The organism is Echinicola sediminis (assembly GCF_054777495.1).
Genome location: NZ_BAAHAP010000030.1, coordinates 1 through 22,798, shown reverse-complemented (window position 1 = coordinate 22,798; position 22,798 = coordinate 1). Strand labels below are relative to the sequence as shown.

Below are 22,798 nucleotides of genomic sequence, written 5' to 3'. Positions count from 1 at the left end.
AATTAACACTGAACCATAAATGGTTTAGGTTAAAATAGGGTTATACATAACGAAAAATCAGGAGGGGTTCTCTCCTGATTTTTTCTTCAGAAAAAGATAAAAACCATATCGTTGCTTATGTTTTTAAATGCTTAATTAATCAAAAAATATATGGTTGTTTTGAACAAAGTTATTATAAAGTCAATAATATTCATTTGGTTTGGACTTATGCTTTCAATGCCTGCATTGAAAGCCCAGCAATTGGCGGAAATTGTAAGTTTTGAAGAAAATGAAACGGATTTTCCATTGGTCGGACCAAATGGTTCTACTGCTTTTTTATTGGAAGCTGACACTGATGAAGGTGTGAAGATAGCCGCCGACAATTTATTAAATGATATTCGTGCCGTTACGGGAGTTGCTCCAAAATTATTCGATAGACTACTAGATGGTCAAGTATCCCGAACGGTGATTATTGGTACCATTGGGGAAAGCAATTTGATCAATGAACTTATTGAAAGCAGGAAATTAGAAGCCGCTGATGTGGGAGGAAAACGGGAAAGCTTTTTGATTCAAACGATCCAAAACCCTTTTCCAGGAATTGAAGAGGCCTTGGTGATTGCGGGCAGTGATAAGCGGGGAACGATTTTCGGTATATATGAGATGTCTGAACAGATTGGGGTAAGCCCTTGGAGCTGGTGGGCTGATGTGCCTGTAAAAAAATCCACATCACTTTATATTAAAAAAGGAAGGTATAGCTTGGGAAGCCCTGCGGTAAAGTATCGGGGGATATTTATCAATGACGAAGCCCCGGCTTTAGGTGGCTGGGCCCATGAGAAATTTGGAGGATTCAACCATGGGTTCTACCAAAAGGTCTATGAACTGATTTTAAGATTAAAGGGGAATTTCCTTTGGCCGGCCATGTGGGGCCGTTCCCTATATGAAGATGATCCCCTTAATCCCGTTTTGGCGGATAAATATGGTGTTGTCATCGGAACCTCCCACCATGAGCCTTTGATGCGTGCCCATGTGGACTGGGCTAAGCATGGAGAGGGTGAATGGGATTATACTAAAAATGAAGAAAAATTAAGGCAGTTTTGGAGGGAAGGCATAGTGCGTATGGGGAGCCATGAAAGTTTGGTGACGGTCGGGATGCGTGGAGATGGAGATGAGGCCATGAGTGAGGAGAGTAATGTGGAACTTTTGGAAAGAATCGTGGATGATCAGCGTGAGATCATTGCAGAGGTCACCGGCAAGCCTGCCAGTGAAATCCCTCAGGTTTGGGCCTTGTACAAAGAAGTGCAGGAATACTATGACAAAGGCATGCGGGTGCCGGATGATGTGACCCTATTGCTCTGTGATGATAACTGGGGCAATGTCAGAAAGCTGCCCAAAATTGGTGAAAAACAGCATTCCGGTGGTTATGGTATGTATTATCACTTTGACTATGTGGGCGGTCCAAGGAATTACAAGTGGCTCAATACCAGTCCAATTCCTAGGATATGGGAACAGATGCATCTGACCTATGAGCATGGGGTAGACGAAATTTGGATTGTCAATGTTGGGGATATCAAACCAATGGAACTGCCCATCAGTTTCTTCTTGGATTATGCATGGAATCCCAATGTATGGCCAGCGGAAAGACTATCTGAATATACAAGGGAATGGGCGGCACAGCAATTTGGAGAAAAATTTAAGGGGGAAATCGCGGAGATCCTGGAACTGTACACTAAATATAATGGGCGAAGGACTCCCGAAATGTTGGATCAAAATACCTATAGTCTAAGCAATTATCAGGAGGCTGAAAGAGTAGTGGCAGATTATAAGGTTTTAGCCAGGAAGGCAGAGGCTATTTATGAGAAGCTGGAAATGCAATATAAACCTGCTTATTATCAGTTGGTGTTGTTTCCTGTGTTAGCCTGTTCTAATTTGCATGAGTTGTATTTGGCCGTGGCCCAAAATCAGCTTTATGCCCGACAGGGCAGGGCACTGACCAATGATATGGCGCAAAAGGTGGAAGAGCTATTTGCTCGCGATGCGGAATTAACTCGCTACTATAACGAGGAACTTTCGGACGGTAAATGGAACCATATGATGGACCAGACCCATATCGGTTATACCTATTGGCAAGAACCGAAATCCAATGTCATGCCGGAAGTAGAACGCATTGAACTGCCTGAAACGGGCAGTTTGGGAGTGGTGATATCAGAAGGAGAAGCCTTCTATCCCAAAACCCAAGAGTTGGTGGCGGAAGAAATCAGCCCTTACCAAACTTACGGCCAATATATCCACCTTTTCAATAGAGGAAAATCCCCTGTCCAATTTGAAGTGGACAAAAAGCCCAGTTGGCTGATCCTGGAGGAGATTTCCGGTGAAGTAAAAGATCAGAAAAGGTTATCCCTCAACGTGGATTGGGAAAAGGTTCCTGTAGGAAATACTGAGGGGACAATGTTGATCAAATCCGGTAAAGATAAGGTGAAGATACGGGTTCCTGTTCATCGGTTTGAAGTGCCCGAGGATTTTACGGCTTTTGTGGAGAGCAACGGTTATATATCGATAGAAGCAGACCATTTTACATCGAAAGAAGAGATCACACCGGTGAGCTGGCAGGTTATTCCAGGCCTGGGCAAAACTGGTTCTGCCATTACGGCTTTTCCGGTGGCCTACGAAACTGAGGATACAGGCGCACTAAAGCACCATATTTCATTTGATGCATATTTTACTTCTTCTGGTCAAATCACTATTCATACTTATATGTCCCCAACCTTGAACTTTAAAAATACAGAAGAGGGGCTGCGTTTTGGGATTTCTATTGATGATGAAGAGCCTCAGATCATTTCTATGCATAAGGAAGAAAGACCGGGAAGCTGGGACAAATGGGTCGGTGAAAGCATTAATATTAAAAGCAGCCGGCATCATATCGACCAGCCTGGCAAACACCAAATCAAACTATGGTTGGTAGATCCGGGAGTGGTGGTACAGAAGATTGTGGTGGATACAGGAGGATTGAAAGATAGCTATTTAGGCCCAGAAGAAAGTTTTTTTAAGATATCTAATAAATAAAGGGGGATGAAAACCTGTTTGAATAGAATCTCAGTGGTTTGTCTGATTTTGTTGCTGGCCCTTAAGGTCCAGTGGAGCTATGGGGAAGTAAAACTGCCCCATTTGATCAGTGATGGAATGGTGCTGCAAAGGAACCATGATATCCGTATTTGGGGCTGGGCGGATGCCGGAGAAGTAGTGAATGTGGTTTTTGAAGGAAAAAGCAAGGCTATCACGGCCAGTTCCGATGGAATATGGGAAGTGGTTTTTCCCGCTATGGAGGCAGGAGGGCCCTATACGATGGAAATTTCCGGAAATGCCAATGCCATTTCATTGGAGGATATCTGGCTGGGGGATGTGTGGATTTGTTCCGGGCAGTCGAATATGGAGCAGACCATGGCCAGGGTGGAGCCTATGTTCCCGGATGAGGTAAAAAGTGCCAATAACCCCAAAATCCGTTATTTTGATGTACCAGATGCCTATGATTTTGCTAGTCCCCAACTGGATGTGAAGGGAGGGAAATGGGTTCCTGCCGATCAGGAAAATATCAAACAGTTTTCCGCTGTAGCTTATTTTTTTGCACAAAAGGTCTACCAGAAGTATGGAATTCCAATAGGTTTGGTCAATGCCAGTGTGGGTGGATCACCGATTCAATCATGGATCAGAGAGCGTGAGCTCAAGCGTTTTCCAGAGGATTACGAGGAAGCCGTTCGTTTTCAAAATCCAAATTTGATCAAGGAAATCGAAAAGCAGGACCGTGACAATATGCGGAACTGGCACCGAACAGTCAGAAGTAAGGATAAGGGCTATGCCAATTCTTCCCTTCCTTGGCATGATCCCAAATATCATCCAGAAGATTGGAAGGAAATGGAGCGATTGGACCTGCTTCCGGTAGAAGAAGGAAAGCGTCCCGAAAACGGCGTGTATTGGTTCCGTAAGGTGTTTTTTCTGGAGCAGGAAAACGTAGGAGACAGGGAAGCGAAACTGCTGTTGGGAACCATTGTGGACAGTGATTCGGCATATATCAATGGAAAACTGGTAGGCACCACCGCTTATCAATATCCCCCGAGAAGGTATAAAGTCCCTAAGGGTGTTTTGAAGCCTGGGAAAAACATATTGGTAGTGCGAGTGATCAATGAGCGGGGCAGAGGAGGCTTTGTCAGGGACAAACCCTATCAGTTGGAAATAGGAGAAGAGGTCATTGACCTGAAGAATGACTGGTCCTATAAACAAGGGGCAGTCATGCCTCCTATGCCAGGACAGACTTTTATCAGGTTCAAGCCATTAGGCCTTTATAATGCCATGATGGCTCCTTTACAGCAATTCCCTGTCAAAGGAGTGCTTTGGTATCAAGGAGAATCCAATGCTGGTCAGCCTCATATTTACCAAAGCCAAATGCTAGCACTGATTGAAGGTTGGAGGAAATCCTGGGATAGACCGGATTTGCCTCTTCTTTATGTGCAACTACCTAATTTTATGACTCCAACGGACGACCCGCATTCAGGAAACTGGCCTGAACTGAGGGAAGCCCAAAGACAGGCCTTAAAGGTTCCTCATACAGGAATGGCAGTGACCATAGATGTGGGTGAAGCCAATGATATTCATCCTTTGGATAAAAAGACAGTAGGGAACAGATTGGCCCTTCAGGCTTTTAAAGTGGCCTATGGAGAAAATGGTGGGGTTTATTCCGGCCCCATGATCAAAGAAGCCCGAAGAGTAGGGAATAAAATTGTGCTCAGTTTTGACCATATAGGGAAGGGCCTGACTCTTAGCGAAGGAAAATACCCTAATGGGTTTGCCATTGCAGGTCAGGATGGGGATTTCAAATGGGCAAAAGCCAAGCTGGCGGGAAATAAAATTGTGTTGGAATGTGGAGAGGTAGTTGAGCCTATAAAGGTCAGTTATGCCTGGTCCAATAATCCGGATATAGCCAATCTTTATAACCAGGAAGGTTTGCCAGCATCGCCTTTTGAGTTGGAGGTGCAGTGATTTTTAGTGGTGCGTTATGGTAGGGTGTAGATCAATATCCATGCTGCTGTTAACTGTTGATCCATTGAACTACTGAACGCCAGAAGTTCAAAGTTGACCTTCCATTAGTAATAGAGGCGCTAATGAGATCATTGTCTGATTATTATACCTGGTAGCCAGGCCGTTCTTTTCAAGGTGGATGATAGTGGAGATTCTATAACTTTAAGCACTGAGTGGCTAAAAGTAAGGGGGACAAAAACAAATTGTGGGGTAATATATAAGGATAAAGACTATTTCGTTTGCCTATTACCTTAACAATTTTGAACCCTTCCCTTAAACGATGGTCAAAGTGGTTAATCTATGTAGTCTACCCAATAGTGCACCATATCATACTAACTGTAGAAGTTCATTATTCCCATGCTGACATGGGAAGAGTTTAGGACACTTTTTCCATGAATCCGGAATTACTTCATTAAACGGGTCTTTTTTATTTGTCCCTTCAAAGTAATCTTAACCATTTCTTAAATGGCTTGAATAGGCTTTCTGGGTGGTAACCCATAAAATTACGGTCTGATTATTTAACTATTTCCCAATATTGTTTCTTTCCGGTATGGACCTATCCGAAAAATTGCTGCTCCAAGAATTAAAAAAGGGGAACAGAAAGGCGTTTGATTCAGCTTTCAATAGCCATTGGGAAAGATTGTACCAAGTTGCCTATAAGGTACTTTCGGATGAAGATATGTCAAAGGATGCAGTTCAGGACGTTTTTGTCGACCTTTGGTCACGAAAAGACCAAATTGAAATAGGCAACCTTGCAGGCTATCTCTACAATGCTGTTCGTTACCAATGTTTCAAACAGATGCGGACTAAACGATCCCTTCTACAGTATGAAGAAAGGTGGAAGGAAGTTTTTGTAAACACCACAGAGGAAAAATATGATCTGGAGGCACTTCAGGATAAACTGGAAGAAAGTTTGAAAAGAATGTCGCACAAGCACAGGTTAATTTTTGAAATGAGCAGGTTTCAAGACCTTTCCAACAAGGAAATTGCAGAAAGGATGAACCTGTCCCAACGAACCGTTGAATGGTACCTCTACCAGGTTATGAAGGAACTCAAGACATCATTGGCGACCCTATTTTATCTCCTTACGCATCATCACATGCACTAAATGCCAATTAGTTTATTGTTCTCTTTTCTTTCCCAGTTGTACAAAACACATGTTTATTTAACAACTTGGTTTTTTGCTGCCAATCCGGATGGTGTTAAGCATGTGTTACTAACATTATTTATGTGTTAAATGAATGGGTAGGCTCCCGTATTTGGATCTCTTTGGTGTACATATAGGCAAAGCATTAATTTGATGGACCAGAAAACATTAAGAGAGATTCTAAAGAAATATGAGCTGGGTGAATGTTCTAAAGAGGAGCTGATCATATTGTTCCACTTCTTTGAATCCTATCAGAACGACAGTGACATTTGGGCAGGTAAAGCTCCTTCTGAAAAAGATCGAATCCGTAAAGAATTGGAAAAGCGGATAGCAGACAGGGTCGTAATTGGTGAAGACAGAAAACTGGCAAGAACTTCTAAAATCATATGGAAGGTAGCTGCAACCATCCTCCTGCTGATTAGTATCGGGATGTTTACCAATAAACTATTCATTGGTGAGGAAAGTGATGAAGCGTACGACCGTTTTGTTGCCGATGACAAGGGAATCCGGAAAATCGAACTGGCAGATGGGTCAATAATTTGGCTAAACAGAAATAGTGAACTTTTGGTGCCCAAAAGGTTCACATCGGGTAATTCCAGAAAGGTCAACCTGAAAGGTGAAGCATATTTTGAAATAGCCAAGGATAAAAACAGGCCATTTATGGTGACCTCCGGCAATATTAGTACAAAAGTTTTGGGTACCCACTTCAATATCAGAGAGAGGAAGGAGAGCATTGAAGTGGCATTGTTGGAAGGCAGTATCCAAGTGGAAAATGAATACGAGCAGGTATTGTTGAGTCCCATGGAAAAGGTGGTTCATCAGACCGATGGCAACTTTTTTAAAATCTACAAAGTCGACAAGCAACTTGAACTTGCCTGGATGTCCAATGGGTTTGAATTTAAACAGACACCTCTGAGTCGTGTGGCTGCTATTTTGGAAAGGCGATTTCACAAACAGGTCACTTTTGAAGAGGATTGGATCGGCAATAGAAAGGTTACCGGAAATTACAGGAACCAAAGCCTTAATACGATTTTGTTTTCAATTACCAGAGCAGGAAACCTGGAATATAAATATCAGGATGACGGCCATATTCTTATTATCAACCCCAAAAACTAACTATATGGATTAAAAAAAAATGAAAAGGGAGGCGCTCCAACGCCTCCCCCGAATTCAACTTTCGTGAATTACCGAACATGTACCGCAAATACATTTCGAATACTACCGTAATGATCAAATTCAACCTAAAATTATGAAAAAAAATCGATACAATCTTAGAAAGCTTCTAATGAGATTTTCTGCCTTATGTATTTTATTGTTGATCGGGTTTCAAGGGGTCCTGGCAAGAGGAGCCAGCGCGCAGTCTTTGGAATCGACGAGTATATTACTGCATAAAGGTTCCTACTCCATTGGTGATATCCTGAAAGATATTGAGGACCAGACCGGTTTTCATTTCACCTACTATGAGGAAGACCTTGACCTTGAAGGGGAGTTTACAGTAGATAGGGATTATGGGTCACTCTACGACCTCTTGTATGATCTTTCCCTAAAAAAACAGGTTCGGCTCAGTAGGATCGGCAGCTCGATTAGCATATCAAAAATAGTCCTTGAAACCGAGACGGCAGGGGTACAGGAACAAATCCATGTCAAGGGGAAAGTCCTTGATGAGATTGGGGTTCCCCTGCCAGGCGCGCTGATAATTCAGCAAGGTGAAAATGGCGGAACTACTACTGACCTTGAGGGCAATTTTGAAATCAATGTTCAATCCGACGCTATATTGTTGGTGTCTTATATTGGTTATAAGACACAAATAGTAGCAGTGGAGGGCCGAACTTCACTAGAAATAAGATTGCAATTGGATAACCATCAAATGGAGGAAGTGGTGGTTATCGGCTATGGTACGGCATCAAAAGATAAAATATCTGGTGCAGTGGCCAGTATGGATGCAGAGGACATTCAGGAATACCCCAATGCCAATATTGACCAGGCAATGGTAGGAAAATTGGCAGGGGTCAATATCCTGACTAATGCCAGAAACCCAGGGGACGGAAACACCATAACCATTAGAGGCGCTGGATCAATTACCAGAAATGCCAATCCCCTTATCGTGGTGGATGGATTTCCCTTGGCAGAAGGAAGTTCTATGAATGTATTGAACCCTAATGATATTGCTAGTATTGATGTGATCAAGGATGCTGCATCGTCGGCTATCTATGGGTCCCGAGCGGCCAATGGTCTCATCATGATTACTACCAAGAATGGAACAAAATCGAAAAAGCCCACCATTAAACTCCATTCTGTAGTAGGGGTACAAGAGCGTACGGGAACTTATGATCTTTTAAATGCCTATGATGCAGCGGTTTTTTTCAGGGACGGACGAAACAACGCTTACCTGAAGAATCACCCAAACGCAAGTCTCGATGATAGTGAAGAAGAACGTATAGCCAATGGTGCCAATGTCAGGGAACTGATCTTGGACTATACGGTTCCCTACCTAAACAATCAACCTGGACTGACCGATTTTGATTGGGAGGATGCCGTTTATAGGTCGGGACTGGTTCAGAATCACCATGTGAGTATCTCTGGCGCAACTGATGCTACCGATTACCTGGTTTCGGTGGGATTTACCGATGAGGAGGGAATTGTAATCACTGCAGATCAACAACGCTATACGACAAATATTAAGCTGAACACCAATATCAGCAAGCAAGTAAAATTTGGATTGAACTTGAACGGTATGTACGCCGAACGTGGACTTACTAATGGCAGCAACCAATACAGGTTTCCTGTCGATCCGGCCGGTCGGGCTATGGTCTATATGTATCCCTTTTTCTCAGCTTTCGATGAGAACAACCCCACAGGATATAATGTAGAAGCTCAGATTCGAGCAAATAGACCTTATAATGCCAATATGCAAGAAAACCCAGTAGCCATGGCAGAACTGTCCAAATATGACAGGAGACAGTTTAGGACATTTGGGAATACTTATCTAAGTGCAGAACCTATTGATCACTTGGTTTTAAAGACCTCTCTGGGCTTTTTGTGGGACTATAATTTCACCGATCAGTATGCCCCGATGCTGATGGGTGCGTATAGGGAACTGATCAGTGAGCGGAATCCGCTACAAGGTTGGGAACAAAGGAACGAAAACGGCGATATTCTGATAGAAAATACAGCCAAATATAACTTTGGTACAAGAGAACATTCCTTTGAAGCTTTGCTGGGGCAAAGTTTTCAAAAAAGCAATGCCAGTTCCCTAAGGGTTAATGGGTATGATTTTCCAAATGACATCATCGATAATATTGATGGTTCAACGAGGCAGACGGGCAGTGCTTCAAGAAGCAGCTGGACACAGTTGTCTTATTTTGGCAGGTTATTGTACAATTATCATGACCGTTATTTTTTGACAGGCTCCATCCGGCGTGATGGTTCCTCAAGGTTTGGGCCGGATACACGGTATGGTACATTTGGTTCATTTTCAGCAGGATGGGTGCTCAGTAAAGAATCATTCTTTCCCCAAAACGATTTTCTTACCTATTCCAAATTACGCTATAGCTGGGGACAGACCGGCAACAACCAGATCGGCAACTATTCTCATTTTGCAGGAATCGGTACAGGAAAAAATTATCCCTATGATGGTTTGCTTTCTGCAGGGGCAGGGCCAATAAGTTCCCCATCCTATTCCCTTACATGGGAAACTAATACTTCCAATAATTTTGGACTTGACCTCGGTTTTTTTGATAGGGTTTGGTTAGGGGTAGATTATTATATCGCCAATATTTCAGACCTGCTTTTGGACAGGCCAGTGCCGAACCATACTGGCTTTGACAGCTCCTTACAAAATATTGGGGAGATGCAGAACAGGGGCTGGGAGTTTGAGTTAAATGGTGCTGGGTTCAATTTTGGCAAGCTTGACCTGGGTTTTAACGCAAATTTGACCACCAATGAAAATGAGGTCCTGTCCCTTGGAGGGGTGCAGGAAATATACGAGAGTGGTAATCAAAGGTTCATTACCAGGGTGGGGGAATCCCTTGCAAACCTCTATGGGTATAAAATTGTAGGAATCCTTAAATCCGAGGAAGAAGTTCAAGAGTACCTTAGCAGGAAACATACCACGCTTTCAGCTGAGGTGGGAGATTACATTTTTCAGGATACCGATGGCAATGATATTATCGATGCAGATGACAGGGTGCTTTTGGGGGATTATAAACCTGAAGTAACTTACGGTTTTGGCTTAAACCTGGTGTATAAAGCGGTTGATTTCGCAATCAATTTTAACGGAACGTTGGGGAGGGTGGCCATTGATGAGAATACTTCCAGGTACCTGGAATATGGAGAAGCTTTTACCAATACCAATTATCATTACTTCAATAACTATTGGGATCCGGTACGTAATCCTGACGGTTACCTGGCTCCTCCGGATGCTTATGGCAACACGGTGACCAGGATAGCCAGCAGGAACCCTACCAACTATAATGTTCTGGATGCCGATTACCTAAGGATTAGAAGCATACAAGTAGGATACAATCTCCCCGAACAGGTTTTAAAAAAGCTCCACATGAAGAAAATGCGTGTATATGCCGCTGCCAATAACCTTTATACCTGGACAAACTACAGGGGGATGAACCCCGATGGAGGGGATACCGGTAACCCACTGAACAGTGGACATATTCAAGGGACGACTTCCGTACCAAGATTAGTTTCAGCCGGCATTAATCTTACATTCTAAAAAGGACATCATGAATTTGAACAAAATACTTTCATTTACATCCGCTATGTGGTTATGCACAGCGTGTGCAGGAGAATTGGACCAGTTCCCTGAGACCGGGATATTGGCAGATAACTACTATACCACTCAAGAAAATGTCGAATCGACCATTACAGCAGCCTACAGTGAACTTCAGGCCCTTTATGACTACTATTTGATACTATGGGGCGAAATTCCTTCTGACAATGCCTATGTACAGGCCCCAAATTCGAATTCGGGGGTGAGCTCCCTCGAAGATTTTACCTGGACGAGTACCACAGGTTTTGTAAACGGTATTTGGGAAAATGCCTATGAGGCCATCCTGTATGCCAATACGGTCCTGAATGTCATCGATGGGGTCCCCTATGATAGTGAGTCATTGAAAAATATCAGGATTGGGGAGATGAAGTTTATTAGGGCCTTTTTGTATGATAATCTCACCTCTATTTATGGGGCGGTACCGTTGGTTACCGTCATTGATGACCCCTCTTACGCATTTAATGATACGAGGACTCCAGTGGAAGCGGTATACAGTCAGATAGAGTCAGACCTATTGGAAGCTATCGAATTGTTGCCGGTGAACAATAGTGCAGGTAGGGTCGATGAACATGCCGCAAGAGTGATTCTTGCCAAGCATTATATGAAGCGAGGGGACTTTCAATCTGCCCAGGAACAGCTAGAAATCGTGACGGGTTCAGGGAAATACTCCTTGGTACCAATGAATCAGTTGTTCGGGGTCGAAAACGAAGGAAATAGTGAGGATGTGTTCAGCATACATTACACTTCAGGACTTAACGGAGGAAGTGAGGGGAGCAGGTTCTATTATTTCTTTACCCAGCCTGACGACCAAGGGGGCAGAGGTGCGATGGCCTTGGAAGCTTCACTATATAGGCAATATGAGGCAGGAGACCTTCGGAAAGAACTTATCAATGAGTCGAACAATATATACTACATCAATAAGTGGACCCCATCACCCAGTAGTAATGTAAATGACGGAGGTGATAATCATTATGTGATACGGTATGCAGATGTGTTGTTGTTGTATGCCGAATGCCTCAATGAGAATAACAATACAGCATTGGCAAGAACCTATCTGGATTTGGTAAGGGAAAGGGCCGGACTTGAAAAGACTGCCGAAACAGAGCAAACAGGCCTTAGGAATGCCATTGCTTCGGAAAGAAGGCTGGAATTGGTAGGAGAAGGTCACAGATGGTTTGACCTCTTGAGAACAGGAACAGCCATAGAGACCATGAATGGCTTTTTTCAACAGGAAGAAAGGAACATAACCGTTGAATCTTACCGACTTTTGTCACCATTGCCCCAAGCTGAAGTGGATATTACCGAAATGGATCAGAACCCCGGGTATTAACAAAAAAAATGACATTCTAATGACACGTATATTTGTATATATAATGATGGCCATTTCCATAGGGATTTTGATCGGTTCCTGTGATGTAGACAGTAATGATTATTTCCTTGATGAAAGGGATGTATATGTTCGCTCTATAGTAATTGAGGCAAAAAAGAACCCCTGTATAGAAGCGGACATTCCAGTATCGGTCAACAACCCTGAAAGAAGTATAACGGCATCTTTACCATCGGATTGTGATGCGGAAAAAATCGTGCTTACCATCACCTTGGATGAGGGGATATCCAGTGTTCCTGCTTCAGGTGAAAGTTTTGATACTGGATTGTCTCCCCTATTATTAAGGGGCTTTGGGCTGGAGGAAGAATATATGGTGGACCTAAAGGTACTAAAGCCTTTCGATTCCGAAAAGGAGTTCGTTTCTGTATGGAGGGTAGGAGACAATGAAAGTATTACACTTCCGATTACAGAAAACGGAACCTATAATTTCAAGGTGTTCTGGGGTGATGGCAACGAAAGCATAGTGGCAGGTTATGATCTGGCCTCTGCTACCCACACCTACTCCCAGGCAGGGGATTATACTGTTACCGTTTGGGGGACCATTGAAGGGTTCAATTTCAAACTTACTGATATAAGTGCAGATAATATATTGGACATTACCAGCTGGGGACAACTAAGGTTGGGAAATGAGCAGGCCTATTTTTTTAGGTGTTCCAACCTCCAGGTGACTGCAAGTGATGCCCCCGACCTTACAGGCACCACCGACCTTTTTGCCATGTTCCGTGAAGCCACTTCCTTTAACAGTAATATCAACCATTGGGATGTAAGCGGGGTGACCACGATGCAGGATATGTTCCATCAGGCCACCAATTTCAACCAGCCGCTGGACCAATGGGAGGTGGGCAATGTTAGGTCCTTTGCCACCATGTTTACTTCCTCTGCCTTTGACCAGGATATCAGTAATTGGGATGTCAGTAAAGCTACCATTATGCAAAATATGTTTCGAAACTGTCCGTTTGACCAACCCATTGGTGAATGGGATGTATCCAACGTGACCAATTTCAAGTCTACTTTCAGAGACAATGATGCTTTTGAACAGGACCTGTCCGGGTGGGGAGATAAGTTGGGAAAAGTAGTAACCATGAGGGAAATGTTCAGGGGTTCGGACTATAATGGTGACTTGAGTGCCTGGGATGTGAGTAAGGTGGAAAGCATGTGGGATATGTTCAAGGACAGTGGGTTCAACAACCCATCCATCAATAATTGGAATGTCAGTGGTTTGGACAATATGGAGACTATGTTTGGAGGAGAGGGGTGTGCATTCAATCAGGATATTTCTGGTTGGGATGTCAGTAATGTTGTAAACATGCAAAACCTGTTCAAGGAGAACAAGTCCTTTAACCAGGATCTGTCCAGCTGGGACGTCAGTAATGTGAAGTGTAATTACGACTTTGATACGGATGCTCCCCAATGGGAGGATAATTACAAGCCTCTCTTTACCGCCGATAGGACGGATAATAACCAGTTCTGCAACAGGAGCAATTGATCATGATTAATTCATGGGCAGGCCCCCGCAAAGGTGTCTGCCCACCTATCTTATCTACACCAATGGAGAAATATAGTTGGTTTTTGACCGTCTTAATTGCGCTCTTCCTGATTTATGGATGTTCATCGGACATTGACGGGGCCACGACGGGCCCACAACCAGTAATCTCCCCATCTGAGCCAATGGGATTGGATTCTGCTACGGCCACGTACCGAAAGTTCTTCTTTAAGGGGACACATAATTCCTATTCTGGAAATCTTGGGGGAATGAAACGTGAAGGGATCGCAACACAATTGGAAAAAGGCCTAAGGTTCTTTGAGTTTGATCTATTTTCATTTTATACCGAAACTGATCTGATGACCACATGGCCGGAAGAGTCAGAAACGTTTACAGCATTCGATTACCTGGGTGATAGTTATTTGCTGAGCTATTTAAAGGCTAGAGGTAACGTAAATGTCCATAAACTTGAAGACGGGGAAGGAAAATTGATATTCAGAAAGGATATCAGGACATTCGGGAAAGAAGACCGTGAATTCAATGTCCTAGCGCAGGGGACTGTATGTTATATATTGGAATATGGCCGCACAGCAGGAAGCCTGACCATCCATGGTTTTAACGGAGATACGATGGATGTATTGGGAAGGATTGATACAGGTAACACACAATCGGAAATATCTACTTTTGAATTTCAGGGAAGCAGTTTTGTTGCATTCCGCAATAGGAATGCCGGAACTTTTATCATAAGGTTGATCAACATTGAGGACGGTGCTGTGAACCTTGGCCAGTCATTGTATTCATTGGAAGGAATTCCCTATGAGGAAAATGTAGTGGCGTTTGAGCAGAATGATGAACTATACCTCTTTCGGCACAATTTAAAAACCGTAACCAACTTCAAGGTGGGAAATTTACTTACCGGTGGAGACAACTGGTCGGTGAAAGATTACCGAATGTGTGCTTCCGACCTTTTAATGGGACAGGTAAGAGCTGTATATTCACAGGGTAAGTTTTATATCAATTCTTATGCAGCCAACGGTGAGGTGATTGGAGCACAGCTGATAATAGATGAGGGGATCCCTGTATTGGTTCATGAATATACCAATGAAGTAGCTCTTTTGACCGGTGCAAAAGTATCGGTTTTTCCCTCAAAAGACGGGTACCGTATGCTACTACAGGATGGGAAGACCCTACAATTAACCTCCATTGTCATAGGCAGCCTTGTGCTTGGACATGATGCACCAGGGGATGAAGTGGATTTAACGGTGGATAACCCTCAATCCATTTTATTGAAGGACTGGATCATGTATTTGCGCAAATGGAGCGATGCAAACCCCGATCATGAACCGCTTTTTGTTATGACGGAGCTCAAGAATTATGAGCAGTGGCTTGCTGACGCAAAATGGATAAGGATTATAGAAATGTTTCAGGACAGTTTAGGGGATCGGTTGAGGTTTCATAGTTCAGAAGGATTCTTCAATGAGCCTTTGGTGGATAAGGATATGATTGTGGACGGTAGAACACCTTTTTATTTCGATGAAAACGGTTCGAAGGATGGAGGGCTTTTGGGTAAAGTGGTCCTTTACATACAACCTAACAACAATATTACCAAAAGGGAATATACCAATAACTTCCAGCCGTTTGGAACGGTAGAGGGAGTTTTGCAGGGAAATTTTTTGCAGCTCAGGAGGTACAGGACCAACAATAAACTCGTATCCCCTGATTGGAGGAAACCAGGCAATTACGGTAATGACATAGGTGCCTACATCAATAGTCGGGACGGAAGTTATATTACCCGGATTTTCCATATGGAAAGTTCTTTGGGGGATGGGCAATATGACAATATCCGGTGTTCAGATGTGATGTTTGCTGTTTCCGACAGACCTTATGAAGGATTGTTTTTGGAGTATGCCAAAGAGCAGGAAGTTAAAAATAGCCTGGATCAGGTTTCAGGATGCGATTGAGCTAGAGTAGCCATTAAAAAACTTAATCCTGCCGAAACAAATGATGAGTAAACTCTTAGTGATGTTTTTATTTATTGGTTTAGGTATGTTTCCTCTCAAAGCCCAGGTAATTCCGTTATGGGAGGGAAGCATACCGAACAGTAAACCGGCCAGCGGACTAATAGAGCAGATAAACAAACCTACTGCAAGGGTTATTTCCAAGGTCACAGAACCTTCGCTTGAAGTGTTTCTTCCCTCAAGTACAATTAATACTGGTACGATGCTAATGATCTGTCCGGGAGGAGGGTATGGTTCTCTGGCCTATGATAAGGAGGGAACGGATATAGCCAAATGGCTCAATGGTCAAGGAATTGCCGCAGCGGTATTAAAGTATCGATTGCCCGAAGATGATTCCAATCTGATACCCCATCTTTCACCGCTGATGGATGCGAAAAGAGGGATGGAAATCCTACGCGCCAAGGCGAGCGATTGGGGAATTATGGGTGATAAGATCGGGGTGATGGGTTTTTCTGCGGGAGGCCATTTGGCGTGCACTTTGGGAACGCACTCTGAGGAGGAAAACAGACCTGATTTTATGGTTTTGATCTATCCGGTAGTGACCATGAAAAGTGATTTTACACACAATGGATCTCGGGAAAGGCTATTAGGACAGGAACCATCTGTAGAGTTGGTGAAGCATTATTCCAATGAGTTGCAGGTAAACCCGGAAACCCCGCCAACATTTATCCTGCACAGTGGAGACGACAAGGTAGTTTCCATTGAAAATAGTCTTCAGCTTTACCAAATGCTCTTGCAGCATAAGGTAGAGACAGAAATGCATATCTACCCCATAGGTGGACACGGGTTTGCTTTGGGCCTAAAAAATGGTCGACACGGAAATTGGAGACAGTTGTTTTTGGATTGGGTGGAAGATTTAAAATGATCGTGCTAATAATAGCACATGGAATTCAATGTATAATAAAATGAAAATACTGAACATATTGATAATAATAAGTGTAGGATGGGCTTCTTCCTGTAGTATGGAATTTACAGGTCCGAATGGTTCTGTCGAACAGGTTGAACCTATCCATGCGATCTCCATTAATGATTCGGGAAAAAAATTTGGAGAACTTTGTTTTAGGGGTACGCATAATTCATATTCGGGAGGAGACCGGGGAAGTATTTCATCCCAATTGAATGCAGGAATGCGTTTCTTTGAACTGGACTTATGGCCTCTGAACTCCAATATTGCCTTTTCTACCAATTGGGAGGAAGAGAATAGGGAGATGGCCGCTTTTGAGTATGCTGGAAACAGCTATATCGTAAATTATAGACCTGATGATGGCCAGATTTCCATTGACAGGTTTACAGGGAATGGAATAGAAAATGTATACCGAAGTAATTGGGCCCAAAATGACAGACAATTGACTGCATTGGAGTATGGTGGAAAAGCCTATTTGATCAATTATCGTGCTGATAATGGTCAGGTTTCAATTGATAGATTCACAGGGAATGGCCTGATTAATGTTTACCAAAGCAATTGGGCCTCCAAAGAAAGGGCATTTGCCACACTGACACATGGTGGGAACGCATATCTTGTCAATTATAGACACGATAACGGACAAATTAGCATTAACATGTTTACAGGAACTGGATTGACCACTATATTTCAGGGAAATTGGGAGGCAAAGGCTAGGGTATTGACTACACTCCATCATGATGGACAAGCCTATCTGGTGAACTATAGAGCAGATAATGGGAAAGTTTCCATTGACAAATTCACGGGCAATGGGCTTACGCATGTATATACCACGAGCTGGGCTGCACATCCAAGGGAACTCAGTACCCTTTCGATCGATGGTGATTCGTACTTGGTCAATTATAGAAAGGATATTGGTCAGTTTTCTATCAATGGGTTTAAAGAAGCTTCACTTTATTTTGTTTATAAGAAAAATTGGGTGCCTAGGGGTAGGGTACTCACCTCCTTTAATTATGGGAATAAATCCCATTTGGTCAATTATCGTGCTGACAATGGTCAGGTTTCTGTAGACAGGTTTAATTATGAGTTTGTCCTAGGCCATCATTATCCAGACGGAGAGGTCAGTAAGGGTACAGTTGGGATGGATTTTGCGAACCCGAATCCCCTAACCAACCATTTGATAGATTGGTTAGGACTCATAAAGGACAAAAACCCAATGGATTATCCTGTATTTTTAATGCTGGAGCTAAAGGAATATGAAGTATGGTTGAACAATGGACTTTGGCAGGCAATGCTGGACCAAGTCGAAAATACTTTAGGACCTGAAAATGTTGTCTACATTGGCTCCAGTGCCAGGCCAAATGGAGTGGACAGAAGAACAGCCCTGGAGGATCTAATTGGAAAATATGTCGTTTATCTGGAACCGAACAGTGATATCAATTTTGACCACAGTGAAGCCGCCAAAGCGCTCAGAAAATACCGTCAAAACAGGAAGTACCAATCATTGGATTGGAGGGACTATTATAATGATCTGGATGGTTTGGATAATCGATTGGAAGATGCTTATAATGAAGATAAAATAATTCGACTGTTTAGGATGGAAGAATATACTTTCAATCTTCAATTGGCGATGCAAACCAATGGTATTTCAAATATTGGTTGGTTAAACTATGCCATTTCAGATGATCCAAATGATGTAGTATATCAATATGTCACTACATCGAAATTGTCAACCGTTCCAGAATAGTGGAATTTAATTGGTTTGTACCAGGTGGATCAATTAAACCCGAAATATTCATTAGCATATCTATTATGGACTGATCCGCCGCGGATAAAATCAGTCGCTTTGCTGCTGTTTTCGACTCTGCCTGCCGGCTAGACAGGTTCACCATAGCGGTGCTATGCCTCAGTCTCCAAACAGCCTGATTTTCTTTCATTTTCAGCCCTTCCCGACAGTAGTCGGGACAGGCTACGACGATCGATAATGAATAATTCCGGGTTAAAGAAGGATTTTTAGGACCTAAAGCTTTACAATAAATTTACCTACCTTGGTGATGGTAATGTTTTGTGCGTTTGATCATGGATTGTGATTTAACGTTGAAAACTATCTTTGCATATGTGCTCCAATGAACGAGATCGATAAGAGAATACAGGAATTCAAAATTTGGTATGATGCTCAATTGCAGTATCACGATGCATCTGTAGCGTTCTTTTGTAAACTAATAGGTGCCATCCCCAAAGTGGAAATGGTAAAAGGTAGGACAAAAAGTTACGAGGAATGCATAAGTAAATTTAATAGAAAGTATTTACCCTTTATTGTTTCGACGGGTAGTGACTTGATCATCAGTAATTACCTTACCGATTTGATTGGTATTCGGGCCGTTTGTTTTTATGCTGAAGAGGTATATGAAATAAGACGCAGTCTTAGAAAGTATTTCAAAGAGTTAGAAATAACGGATAAATCAAGCCAATTGGAAAAGACGGAGGACAAATTTGGGTACAAAAGTTTGCACTTGCAGTTAGTCCTAAAGCATGGTCTTAAAGGAATTGATGAGGCTGACAAGTATAGGGACTTACAAATAGAACTTCAGGTTCGAACGGTCATTCAGGATGCGTGGAGTATTTTGGATCACAAAATAAAATATAAAAAGAGTATACCTCAGACCTTAAAAAGAAGAATTAATAGACTTTCAGCCCTTTTTGAAATAGCAGATGAGGAATTTTCAAATATTCAAAAAGGAATATTACAGGAAGAACATAAAATAAATAAAAGGCTAAAGAGGGGAGGGCAGATCGAAACACTCAAAACACTGGATGTATTCAGGTTCTTATTCGTAGCGCTAAAGTACTTTCCTAATTATGATTTTGTGGAATATAAGGTTGATGGTTTTGTCCAGGAAATTCTGTTGTTGAAAAGTGATTTTACTGAAGGAGCTTTCAATGAAGCCTTACAGGAAAACTTGTCCTATGTTAATTTAATTGAAGAAAAAATAAATCAACGTTTGAATCCTTACACTAAAATTCGCTACTGTTTGTATAAGTTAGATTCAGAAAGGTTTAAATCAATTTTGTCGGTGCACCAACAAGGGATTTTCGATATGTTTGAATAATATTCAATTAGGATCGCAATAGGTTATTTTGCTGCTTTTTTAAAGTTACAATTATGCCCTGGTAATTAGGGCAGTTATGTGGGGCTAGAGCGGCTCTTGTTATTTTTTGCTATCAGAAACGGGTCAGGAATGAGCTCCCTCTCGAAATAAACCAAGTCTTTATTTTCTGGAAATTCATGTACTTTACAGTAATATATTCGATCAATATATCTTCTAATTACCAACTTTACGTTGGGGTTGACCTTTGCATAAACGATGTCTCCAGGGTTATAGCTGTTTTGTACGAAATCTTTGCTCATGTTTTTTTCTAAAGTTTAGAATTAATCCTAGAGTTTATATTACAAATAACGATTTTTAAATTACATGAATCACATATTGATAAAGTCAGAGGAATTACATTTGCGGTTTTAGGGAGTTCCGTAGTTGCGGAAGGTTCTACCTATAAAGCTTTTAGGGAAGATGGAATTCTTTTTAAAGGTAAAAGCTTGTGATTCAATATCTTTTACTACCTTTGTTGCAACAGAGGAGAAATACTAGCTAATAACTTAGATTTTTGCCTCATTAGTTATTATTGGCAATATAACTGCCTGAGTAGCATTTCAAGAGTTTTCTCCTTCAATCGGCTATAATTCTTTCTTTCTACTTTTGATCCATGGCTGGTAAACCGGCCCAATGGATGGATAAGATCTGCAGATCATATTTTACAGGAAAGCTGAAGTTTCATTCTTATTACCTAAATACACTTTATATCAAAACCATAAGATTTTCGGAATCAGTTCTATCTGATTTCTCCATTACCCTTCGCAAGAGAATTAATACTCACTTTGGTACAGCTGAAAAATCCAGGCACGGCAATCTGGAAATGGTCCTCAAATCCTTTTTTATGTTCGGGCTTTATTTTATCCCGGTCTTATTGGTGATCTTGGGATCGGTCCACGAAACCTGGCAGTTGTTGCTGTGTTATGTATTAAGTGGTTTTGGCATGGCTGGAATAGGAATGGGGATCATGCACGATGCCATACATGGTACTTATTCCAAAAACCAAAAAATAAACAAGTTGCTGGGCTATACCCTTAATATGGTAGGGGCAAATGCAACGGTATGGAAGATCCAGCACAATGTGCTCCACCATTCTTTTACAAACATTGAGGAAGGGGATGACGATCTCAATGTTCCGTTTTTTCTTCGGTTTTCCCCACATGCAAAGAAAAACCGCCTACATGCTTATCAGCACTGGTATACCTGGTTCTTTTATGGCCTGTCCACTTTATCCTGGGTTACGTCCAAGGATTTCATCAGGCTTAACAGGTATTACAAAATGGGCCTGCTCAAAGGGAAGAACATTTACCGCAATACCCTATTGAAAATGGTGGGGTGGAAATTGCTATACTATATTTTCATTCTTGTGTTGCCTTTGATATTTTCTCCCTTTGGAATAGGGGAAATTTTGCTGGCTTTCTTCATGCTTCACTTTGTTACCGGCTTAAGCATTTCCTTGGTATTTCAGACTGCCCATATCATGCCGGAAGTGTCTTTTCCCCAAATGGATAAGGATGGGCAGGTAGCAGGGGAAAGGATAATCCACCAATTGCTGACCACCTGCAATTATTCGGAGAAAAATAAAGTGTTTTCATGGCTTATAGGGGGACTGAATTACCAGATCGAGCATCATTTATTCCCTGATATTTGTCATGTGCACTATCGAAAAATAGCCCCCATAGTCAGGGCAACCGCAGCGGAATATCAGCTGCCATACTATTCAAAAGTATCGTTTTTGGATGCCTTAAAGTCTCATTTCACCATGCTGCGATGGCTGGGGAACAGCAAAGGGGATACGACAGAAGCGGGAGGATTTAATCATCATTTATGAACTATCGAAATAAAAATAAAAGTACCCCCAAACAGGCAGGTACTACCAATAACTCATCCAGATCAGGAAAGCAAAAACGGGTCTCCAGCCTTAACCCGGCTGATCTGACCTGCAAGGCACAGGTAAAGGTTCAACAAGGTTTTCAGACCGAAACTTATTTTACTGCATTTCCGCTTAATGCCCAGTTGTTGGCAAATATTAAGCACAAGGGATTTGAAACCCTCACCAAAATCCAAGAAGAATCCATTTCTTACCTGCTGGAAGGCAGGGATATGGTTGCTTTATCCAGTACAGGATCCGGTAAAACGGCGGCATTTCTAATTCCGATAATAGAAAAGGCACTGAAGGATGTGGACAACTTTTCGGCATTGGTGGTGGCACCGACCAGAGAGTTGGCGCTTCAGATAGCGGAGGAATTTGAAATGCTGACCAAAAATATGCCGCTTCGTTCGGCCAGTTTTATTGGGGGGACCAGTTTAAACACGGACCGAAAAAACCTGTTGAGAAGAATTCATTTGCATATTGGAACTCCTGGAAGATTACTGGATCTGGCAGGATCGAATTCACTTAATCTTCGGGCTATGAATACGCTGGTACTCGATGAGTTTGACAAGATGTTGGACATGGGATTTGTCAAGGACATTAAAAAAATCGTACAGCTCATCGGATCCAGGGAACAGACCATGTTGTTTTCTGCCACCGTTTCCCCTTCTCAAAAGCAATTGGTCGCCTCACTTGTCAAAGACCCGATAGAAATTGAGATCAGCCCTGAGTCAAGGACTCATACGCACATAGAACAAGAGACGGTTGATGTCCCTGAAGGTGCGGACAAGTTTGGGATGTTGAATGACCTGTTTCAGCGACTGAATCCTGAAAAGGTAATTCTCTTTACAGAAACCAAAAGGTTGGCCGACAGACTGGCTAAAAAGCTGAACAGGGGAGGGATCACTGCAGGACAGATTCACGGTGATAAGTCGCAAAATTACCGGGTCAATATGTTAAACAAGTTTAAGTCGGGGGACATCCGGGTACTGGTAGCCACCGATGTAGCTG

Annotated in this window: 14 protein-coding genes; 13 read left to right on the top strand and 1 reads right to left on the bottom strand. The window is 42.4% G+C overall.

Going from position 1 to position 22,798, the window contains the following annotated elements; all coding sequences use genetic code 11:
- Nucleotides 1–216: 216 nt before the first annotated feature.
- From ACYVAA_RS09980 to ACYVAA_RS09930, 11 genes are all read left to right on the top strand, one after another.
- On the top strand, nucleotides 217–3,039 hold the full coding sequence (locus ACYVAA_RS09980) for a glycosyl hydrolase 115 family protein (RefSeq protein WP_460541101.1): 2,823 nt from the start codon (nucleotides 217–219) through the stop codon (nucleotides 3,037–3,039).
- A 6-nt stretch (nucleotides 3,040–3,045) separates the two neighbouring features.
- Complete coding sequence (locus ACYVAA_RS09975) at nucleotides 3,046–5,007, top strand: sialate O-acetylesterase family protein (protein ID WP_460541099.1); 1,962 nt, start codon at nucleotides 3,046–3,048, stop codon at nucleotides 5,005–5,007.
- 589 nt (nucleotides 5,008–5,596) lie between these two features.
- Nucleotides 5,597–6,154: a sigma-70 family RNA polymerase sigma factor gene (locus ACYVAA_RS09970; RefSeq protein WP_460541097.1), complete on the top strand. Its 558-nt coding sequence runs from the start codon at nucleotides 5,597–5,599 to the stop codon at nucleotides 6,152–6,154.
- Between the two features lie 192 nt (nucleotides 6,155–6,346).
- Nucleotides 6,347–7,309: a FecR family protein gene (locus tag ACYVAA_RS09965; RefSeq protein ID WP_460541095.1), complete on the top strand. Its 963-nt coding sequence runs from the start codon at nucleotides 6,347–6,349 to the stop codon at nucleotides 7,307–7,309.
- A gap of 133 nt (nucleotides 7,310–7,442) precedes the next feature.
- Complete coding sequence (locus tag ACYVAA_RS09960) at nucleotides 7,443–10,919, top strand: SusC/RagA family TonB-linked outer membrane protein (RefSeq protein ID WP_460541093.1); 3,477 nt, start codon at nucleotides 7,443–7,445, stop codon at nucleotides 10,917–10,919.
- A 10-nt stretch (nucleotides 10,920–10,929) separates the two neighbouring features.
- Nucleotides 10,930–12,306: a RagB/SusD family nutrient uptake outer membrane protein gene (locus ACYVAA_RS09955; RefSeq protein ID WP_460541091.1), complete on the top strand. Its 1,377-nt coding sequence runs from the start codon at nucleotides 10,930–10,932 to the stop codon at nucleotides 12,304–12,306.
- Nucleotides 12,307–12,325: 19 nt separating this feature from the next.
- Complete coding sequence (locus ACYVAA_RS09950) at nucleotides 12,326–13,849, top strand: BspA family leucine-rich repeat surface protein (protein ID WP_460541089.1); 1,524 nt, start codon at nucleotides 12,326–12,328, stop codon at nucleotides 13,847–13,849.
- A 62-nt stretch (nucleotides 13,850–13,911) separates the two neighbouring features.
- The gene (locus ACYVAA_RS09945; protein WP_460541087.1) at nucleotides 13,912–15,807 is read left to right on the top strand and encodes a hypothetical protein; all 1,896 of its coding nucleotides are present in this window, start codon (nucleotides 13,912–13,914) and stop codon (nucleotides 15,805–15,807) included.
- 40 nt (nucleotides 15,808–15,847) lie between these two features.
- The gene (locus tag ACYVAA_RS09940; RefSeq protein WP_460541085.1) at nucleotides 15,848–16,729 is read left to right on the top strand and encodes an alpha/beta hydrolase; all 882 of its coding nucleotides are present in this window, start codon (nucleotides 15,848–15,850) and stop codon (nucleotides 16,727–16,729) included.
- Between the two features lie 40 nt (nucleotides 16,730–16,769).
- Nucleotides 16,770–18,512 (top strand): hypothetical protein, encoded by a 1,743-nt coding sequence (locus ACYVAA_RS09935; protein WP_460541083.1) that lies wholly within the window; start codon nucleotides 16,770–16,772, stop codon nucleotides 18,510–18,512.
- Between the two features lie 379 nt (nucleotides 18,513–18,891).
- On the top strand, nucleotides 18,892–19,875 hold the full coding sequence (locus tag ACYVAA_RS09930) for a GTP pyrophosphokinase (protein ID WP_460541081.1): 984 nt from the start codon (nucleotides 18,892–18,894) through the stop codon (nucleotides 19,873–19,875).
- Nucleotides 19,876–19,949: 74 nt separating this feature from the next.
- Here the strand turns inward: ACYVAA_RS09930 and ACYVAA_RS09925 are convergent, their stop codons facing one another.
- Entirely contained in the window at nucleotides 19,950–20,174 is a 225-nt protein-coding gene (locus ACYVAA_RS09925; RefSeq protein ID WP_460541079.1) for a hypothetical protein, read from the bottom strand.
- A gap of 377 nt (nucleotides 20,175–20,551) precedes the next feature.
- Here ACYVAA_RS09925 and ACYVAA_RS09920 point away from each other — a divergent pair, with 377 nt between their 5' ends.
- Together ACYVAA_RS09920 and ACYVAA_RS09915 are read left to right on the top strand one after the other, a co-directional pair.
- Entirely contained in the window at nucleotides 20,552–21,745 is a 1,194-nt protein-coding gene (locus ACYVAA_RS09920) for a fatty acid desaturase family protein (protein ID WP_460541077.1), read from the top strand.
- Nucleotides 21,742–22,798: DEAD/DEAH box helicase (locus ACYVAA_RS09915; protein WP_460541075.1), on the top strand; the 1,057-nt coding region annotated here is incomplete at its 3' end. The genes ACYVAA_RS09920 and ACYVAA_RS09915, both read left to right, overlap by 4 nt.

Coding starts and splice junctions, on each gene's coding strand:
- ACYVAA_RS09975 (WP_460541099.1), top strand. CDS start 3,046: ATGAAAACCTGTTTGAATAGAATCTCAGTGGTTTGTCTGATTTTGTTG.
- ACYVAA_RS09955 (WP_460541091.1), top strand. CDS start 10,930: ATGAATTTGAACAAAATACTTTCATTTACATCCGCTATGTGGTTATGC.
- ACYVAA_RS09945 (WP_460541087.1), top strand. CDS start 13,912: ATGGAGAAATATAGTTGGTTTTTGACCGTCTTAATTGCGCTCTTCCTG.
- ACYVAA_RS09925 (WP_460541079.1), bottom strand. CDS start 20,174: ATGAGCAAAGATTTCGTACAAAACAGCTATAACCCTGGAGACATCGTT.
- ACYVAA_RS09950 (WP_460541089.1), top strand. CDS start 12,326: ATGACACGTATATTTGTATATATAATGATGGCCATTTCCATAGGGATT.
- ACYVAA_RS09965 (WP_460541095.1), top strand. CDS start 6,347: ATGGACCAGAAAACATTAAGAGAGATTCTAAAGAAATATGAGCTGGGT.
- ACYVAA_RS09940 (WP_460541085.1), top strand. CDS start 15,848: ATGATGAGTAAACTCTTAGTGATGTTTTTATTTATTGGTTTAGGTATG.
- ACYVAA_RS09980 (WP_460541101.1), top strand. CDS start 217: ATGCCTGCATTGAAAGCCCAGCAATTGGCGGAAATTGTAAGTTTTGAA.
- ACYVAA_RS09920 (WP_460541077.1), top strand. CDS start 20,552: ATGGATAAGATCTGCAGATCATATTTTACAGGAAAGCTGAAGTTTCAT.
- ACYVAA_RS09935 (WP_460541083.1), top strand. CDS start 16,770: ATGAAAATACTGAACATATTGATAATAATAAGTGTAGGATGGGCTTCT.
- ACYVAA_RS09930 (WP_460541081.1), top strand. CDS start 18,892: ATGAACGAGATCGATAAGAGAATACAGGAATTCAAAATTTGGTATGAT.
- ACYVAA_RS09970 (WP_460541097.1), top strand. CDS start 5,597: ATGGACCTATCCGAAAAATTGCTGCTCCAAGAATTAAAAAAGGGGAAC.
- ACYVAA_RS09960 (WP_460541093.1), top strand. CDS start 7,443: ATGAAAAAAAATCGATACAATCTTAGAAAGCTTCTAATGAGATTTTCT.